The organism is Longibaculum muris, assembly GCF_004343035.1.
Classification (GTDB): Bacteria; Bacillota_I; Bacilli_A; order Erysipelotrichales; family Coprobacillaceae; genus Longibaculum; species Longibaculum muris.
The window spans coordinates 82,671-89,179 of sequence record NZ_SMCQ01000010.1 but is presented as its reverse complement, the minus strand read 5'-3'; the positions used below and the strand labels follow the sequence as shown (position 1 = coordinate 89,179).

Here is a 6,509-nt window from a genome sequence, read left to right as displayed (position 1 = left end):
GCTTTCTGACATTGATTTTGATAATCGCACAATTGATATTAACCACCAATTGAAAAAGGATAAAGACGGATACTATACAGAACCACCGAAAAGTGACAGCGGTTATCGCAAGATACCTATGACAGACTTGGTATTTCAAACTTTGCTGGAAGTTATAAAAAACAGAAAAAATACACAGCCTATTGTTGTTGACGGTTATAGCGATTTTCTCTTTTTGAACAGGCAAGGATTACCTATGTATAACGCATACTATTCATGTAGATTTTCAGCACTTTCAAAAAAGTATCGTAAATATACAGGAAAAGAACTTCCTAATATCACACCACATATTTTAAGACATACTTTTTGTACGAACATGGCAAACAAAGGAATGACACCAAATAATCTACAGTATGTTATGGGGCATAAGAATATTACTATGACACTAGGATATTATGCACATGGAAGTTATCAATCAGCACAAGCCGAAATGAAACGATTGACTGCGTAATCTACTACTAAATTTACTACTTTTTAGAACGTTAAAAAGTGATAGTTTAAGCCAAAATATAAAGCAATCTACCGAATGAAAAAATGAGAAACCCTCATAAAATAAGGCTTTAAGACGATATGTGAAGTTTTAAGCCTTATTGTAAAAATTCATTTTATGTTTGATGTAAACTTGATTAGATTTCACATATTTTACAAATTTTCTTAACTTTTTGAAAAGTAACGGCTTACATTTTCTTTTTATATTCTTTTTTAAGTGTTATTGTTCTAAACTTTTAACAAAATCTTCATAAAGAACGCCTTCACTTTTTTCAATTTTTTCAGTGATTTTATTAAAATCATCTTGAGATTTTTGGTTATAATCTAAAAAAGTTGTTGTCGTTATAAGTGCATCTTTTCTTTTTGTTTGAAATGTGTCATCAGTATAAAGTGTATTGACTTCTTTTTCAATCAATCCTTCATTATTGATTATAATTTGTAAATTCATATAACAAAGATCACCATTTTTTGATTTCCCATTTTCATCATATGAATATTGAATAGTTAAGACTATACCATCATCATTATCCTCTCTTTTGGTATCGATAATTTTAAGTTTCTTATTTTGAAAGAGATTATTTAAATAGGTACTTGGTAATGGCTGTTTATCTAATTTCATTAATTTCATTGTTCCATAAGTATCAAATAAACCATAATTTTTATCCGTTGTCATTAAACTAAAAGAATATTTTTTATTAGCTTTTATTTCAGACTTTTGAAAAGAATGTATTTTTCCATCAATCATATACAATTCCTGGTCATATTTTGTTTCAGAATTTTCAGCTACCACATGAACATAATGAACTTCCTTATCCATTTTATCAGAAACTTTTTCAAATGTTTCTTGTGTCTTTAATCCTTTATACTCATCTATTCCCTTTGATTGCTGACATCCAACAAATAATGTTCCTATCAACAATAAAATACTTAATTTTTTCATTTTCATATCCCTTCTTTGCTACAATCATAATAAAAGATTTGAATCACATTGATTCAAATCTTTTCATTTTAATAATCAGCTTTACTTTCTTCGTTATTCATTAATTGAACACCAGCAGATGTCCCAATACGTGTTGCTCCTGCTTCAATAACAGCCATCATATCAGCATAATTTCTAACGCCTCCACTTGCTTTAACTTGGCAAGCATCTTTAACTGTTGCTTTCATTAAGGCAACATCTTGAGCAGTTGCACCCCCAGTACTAAATCCTGTTGAAGTCTTTACGAAAGTTGCTCCAGCTTTCACAGCAAGCTTGCAAACTGTAACTTTTTCTTCATCAGTTAATAAACATGTTTCAATAATAACTTTTACGCAATGGTCTTGACTTGCATCAACAACTGCCTTGATATCTTGATAAACAAGTTCAGTATTCCCATCTTTTAAAGCACCAATGTTAATAACCATATCCACTTCATCAGCACCATTTTCAATGGCATCCTTAGCTTCAAAAGCTTTGACTTTTGAAGTATTTGCTCCTAATGGAAAACCAATAACTGTACAGATTTTAACATCTGTATCTTTTAAATAATCAGCACAATAACTCACCCATGTTGGATTGACACAGACTGATGCAAAATCATATTGTTTTGCTTCTTCACATAGTTTTGTAATTGTTGCTTGCGTTGTGTCTGCTTTTAAAGCAGTGTGATCAATAAACTTGTTGTAATTCATATTCATCTTCTCCTTCAAATATTTTATTGATTGCTTCTAATGCGACATATTTATCTCCCGGGTAAGGCTCATTACCAATTGATGAAGCCATAAATTGTTCATGTCCTTTTCCTAAGATTAATATGATATCACCTCGATTAGCTATTTCGATTGCCTGTTCAATAGCAATCCGACGATCTTCTATAATAACACTGACTGGTGTTTCAATATATTCTTGTATTTCTAAACAGATATCATGGATATCTTCGTCACGATTATCTTCAGCTGTCAAGATGACTTGATCACAATATTGATTGGCCAGTTTTCCAATTTTTTCACGCTTGTTATAATTTTTCTTACCAGGGGCTCCAAACACAGCAATAATACGCCCACTCGTTTTAATACTACGCGCAAATTCAAAGACTTTCTCATAACTTTTTGCATGTTGACAATAATCAACAATCACATGGAAAGGCTGGCTATGCTTTAATAGCTCCATACGTCCATCTACACCTTGAATATAACCAATCGACTCAATAACCTGACTCATTGGCATTTCTAACGCCAATAAAGATGTAATCACCGCTAAAACATTAGAAATATTAAATCTTCCTAAGACGGGTACTGATATATGACGTATTTCATCATGAATCTGTAAATCAAATTCACTATGATCAATAAATAATTGAATATTCCTTGCCATAACATCAGCCTTATGTTCAATTCCATAAGTTAAAAGATGACAATGCAATGTATCTTTAACCAAATTAAAGAAACGAACTTCATCAGTATTCAAAATAGCATAACCTTTTTCATCAACCAATGAAAATAATTTAGCCTTTGAAGCCATTAAATTTTCCATTGTTCCATGAAAATCTAAATGTTCTTCATAAACATTCGTAAAAATAGCAATATCAAAATGAACACTATCTACTCTTTTCAAAGCCAAACCATGACTTGATACTTCCAAAGTGACCCCTTTGACATCCTTTTTAATCATATCATTTAAATGACGTTGTAAGAAAATTGTTTCTGGTGTTGTATAAGGACATTGTTCCACAACATCAGCATATTCAATATTGTTTGTTCCAATATATCCCATCTTTAAATAATGTGAAAGCACTTCTTTAATCATCAAAGCAACTGCAGTTTTTCCACTTGAACCCGTTACACCAATCATCGTCATCTTATAACTTGGATGATCATAAAACAAATCAGCAACACGATTCAATTCATCTAAAACATTATCAACTTTAATATACAAAACATGACGATGCTTAAAAGCTAACGGTTTAGAATAAACGATACATTTTGCGCCTTGAAAAACAGCATCTTCAATATATTTATGGCCATCAACACTTAAACCATCAACACAAAAGAAAATAGAATCCTTGCCTACATAACGAGAATCACTATGAATCGAAACAATCTTAAAATCTTCTTCCACATCAAATAATTCATTAATTTTTTTCATTAACAACACTTCCAATCAATTCAACTCCATCTTGTTTTTCAACAAGAACCTTATAAATATGTCCAACCGAAGAATCTGGTAAATCAACATTCACTTTCAAATAATTAGAAGCATGACCAACCATATAATCTCCATGTCTTTCCTCAATCAAAACTTCTAAAACTTGACCAATTTGCCATGAAGCAAACTCACTTTGTAACTGAGTTGATAATTCCATCAATCTTTTAACTCTTTCATGTTTAATATTTCCATCGACTTGGTCTTTCATTCTCGCCGCTGGTGTTCCTTTTCTTCGAGAATAAGGAAAAACATGTAATTGATTAAAATGCATTTCTTTAATCCATTGATATGTTTGATTAAATTCTTCTTCACTTTCTCCAGGAAACCCAACAATCACATCAGTTGTAATAGAAAGTGATGGTAGTTTTTGTTTTAATTCTATTAATTTATCAGCAAATTCCTGTGTTGTATAATGACGATTCATTCTTTTTAATGTTGCATCACATCCAGCTTGAATAGGAATATGTAAATGATCTACAACAATTGGTGATGTAGCAATTAAATCAATGATTTCATGCGTAATTTGACTCATTTCAATCGATGAGATACGTAAACGTTTCAAACCTTTGACTTTACTTGTGAGATCAACCAATAAATCATAAAAAGAATAATCTTCTAAATCCACTCCATATCCAGCTGTATGAATCCCCGTTAAAACAATTTCCACAAAACCATGATCAACTAACTTTTGGGCTTGTTTTAAGACACTTTCAGGTTTTCTTGAACGAACGCGACCTCTGGCATAAGGAATAATACAATAGGTACAAAAATTATTGCAGCCATCTTGAATCTTTAAGAACGCTCTTGTATTTTTGGTAAATTCATCAATATCCAAATCCTCAAAATGATTGAGTTTCATAACATCTGCAACATGAATAACAGGTTTCTTTGTTGCTTCATATTCTTTAACAAATTCAACAATACGATTTCTAAATTGTGTTCCAAGTACAACACTCACTCCTTCAATCGCTATAACTTCTTCACTGGCTACCTGACTATAGCAGCCAACAACACAAACAATCGCCTGTGGATTTCTACGAATAGCCTGACGAATCATTTGTCTTGATTTTGAATCCCCTGTATTTGTGACAGTGCATGTATTAATCACATAAACATCTGCTTTCTCCTTAAAATCAACTTCTTGATACCCCTCTTGGCTAAATAATCTTAACATAGCCTCTGATTCATATGTATTGACTTTACATCCCAATGTTAAAAATGCAACTGTTTTTTTCATATTCTTCCTTTCTATTGATACTTTTTAACAATTTTTTGATATGTTTTTAAACATATCAATTGTTTTTCTTTCATTAAATTTAAACAATCTTGATATAGATAGTTTTCTATATCATAAGCAATTGTTTTAACTGTATCTAATTCAATCTTTTCATCACTTTTTTCATCTTGAATAATAACTTTATTTAATAATTCTTTGGAATCCTTTTTATAAATATAAATTGTTTTTAATGGTTCAAAATATAAACATAAATGTCTTTGATCTTCATAAACATTTTCTAACGAAGTAAACTTTGTTCTAAAAATACGTGAACCATACATTTTTTCAGGTGTATCTTTATTCACCAAAAAATTCTTAATATATTCACGATGTTGTTTTAATAATAAGATTTGATAGTCTTTTGTATATCTTTGATTAACAAAAGGCTCTAAATATGGAATATAGATTTCTGTTTGACTAGCTTCATCATAAAAATGTGGTCTATCTTTCAATAATGGGGCAATATCATTATTAAACATCTTTTGTTTTTCATCATAATTTAAATAATCTAATAAATCATAATGCTGATTTAAAAAGACTTCATAAGTATTTTCAATCCCATTTTGGGTTAATAAACCATTATAAATAATTTCATATGCAAACAAATCAAATTCATCTTTGATTTTAACATCTAATCCCCTTGCCGATAATGCTAATTTGGCTTCTTCTATCTTCGCATACAATTCTGTTTTATGAACTGGAATTTTCTTTCCAAATTTATTTAAACTTTCTATAAACCCCACTATTTCATCAACTCCCTACTATAACCAATTACACTTAACATATAGAGTGGGGCAGTCTCACTCCTTAAAATTCTTTTTCCTAATGAACACGCTTCAATTCCTAATGCTTCCATTTGTTTAATTTCAGATTCATCAAAGCCACCCTCAGGACCAACAATAATCGTAATGGTTTGAAAATCCTGATTTAACGCTCTTGCAAAACAAGCGTGTTCCCCTTGTTTACTCGATTCTTCATAAGCGACTAGATTAATATCTGATAAATAATGAGATAATTCTTTAATAGTTATCAAAGATGTTAATTCAGGAATCATTTGTCGATAAGACTGTTCACTCGCTTCTTTTAAAATCTTTAAATAACGTTCATTCTTTTTGGCAAATGTCAATGCATTGGTTTTAATAATACTTCTTTGACTTAAAAATGGTACAATGCGTTTGACACCTAACTCAGTTGCTTTTTGTAAGACAAATTCAAATTTATCATTTTTAGGTAAACCATAAATTAATGTCACATCAACATCTAATTCATGATCCTCATTGATTTCTTCCACTTGTTTTAATAGACCTTGATCAATATTTACAATCTCATAAAGATATGTTCTATGATCAGGCAATAAACAAACAACCTGATCACCATTACGATAACGCATCACTCTTTGCATATGTTTATGATTATAAGCATCGATTTGAATCAAATCATCATGGATACAATTTTGTTCAATAAAATATCTTTGCATAGACATCCTCCTTTCGCTATTCTATCACATTTTATGCAAGATAA

At 30.5% G+C, this 6,509-nt stretch carries 7 protein-coding genes; 1 reads left to right on the top strand and 6 read right to left on the bottom strand.

Annotated features, from left to right (window positions below; translation table 11 throughout):
• The coding region (locus EDD60_RS08420; protein ID WP_132226362.1) for a site-specific integrase at window positions 1-490 on the top strand (490 nt) is incomplete at its 5' end.
• A gap of 258 nt (window positions 491-748) precedes the next feature.
• On the opposite strand, the gene EDD60_RS08415 is transcribed toward EDD60_RS08420, so the two are convergent.
• From EDD60_RS08415 to EDD60_RS08390, 6 genes are all read right to left on the bottom strand, one after another.
• Window positions 749-1,468 carry a hypothetical protein gene (locus tag EDD60_RS08415; RefSeq protein ID WP_066445469.1) on the bottom strand — a complete coding sequence of 240 codons (720 nt, stop codon included), beginning with the start codon at window positions 1,466-1,468 and terminating at the stop codon, window positions 749-751.
• 68 nt (window positions 1,469-1,536) lie between these two features.
• Window positions 1,537-2,199: a deoxyribose-phosphate aldolase gene (deoC, locus tag EDD60_RS08410; protein WP_066445465.1), complete on the bottom strand. Its 663-nt coding sequence runs from the start codon at window positions 2,197-2,199 to the stop codon at window positions 1,537-1,539.
• The gene (locus tag EDD60_RS08405; RefSeq protein WP_132226361.1) at window positions 2,177-3,652 is read right to left on the bottom strand and encodes a UDP-N-acetylmuramoyl-L-alanyl-D-glutamate--2,6-diaminopimelate ligase; all 1,476 of its coding nucleotides are present in this window, start codon (window positions 3,650-3,652) and stop codon (window positions 2,177-2,179) included. The genes deoC and EDD60_RS08405 overlap by 23 nt, the downstream gene beginning before the upstream one ends.
• Window positions 3,639-4,949 carry a tRNA (N(6)-L-threonylcarbamoyladenosine(37)-C(2))-methylthiotransferase MtaB gene (gene mtaB / locus EDD60_RS08400; RefSeq protein ID WP_066445459.1) on the bottom strand — a complete coding sequence of 437 codons (1,311 nt, stop codon included), beginning with the start codon at window positions 4,947-4,949 and terminating at the stop codon, window positions 3,639-3,641. The genes EDD60_RS08405 and mtaB overlap by 14 nt, the downstream gene beginning before the upstream one ends.
• Window positions 4,950-4,960: 11 nt before the next feature.
• Window positions 4,961-5,731, bottom strand: a complete 771-nt coding sequence (locus EDD60_RS08395) for a hypothetical protein (RefSeq protein WP_066445457.1) — start codon at window positions 5,729-5,731, stop codon at window positions 4,961-4,963.
• Window positions 5,731-6,465, bottom strand: coding sequence for an RsmE family RNA methyltransferase (locus tag EDD60_RS08390; RefSeq protein ID WP_066445452.1), 735 nt, complete (start codon window positions 6,463-6,465; stop codon window positions 5,731-5,733). The genes EDD60_RS08395 and EDD60_RS08390 overlap by 1 nt, the downstream gene beginning before the upstream one ends.
• Window positions 6,466-6,509 lie beyond the last annotated feature (44 nt).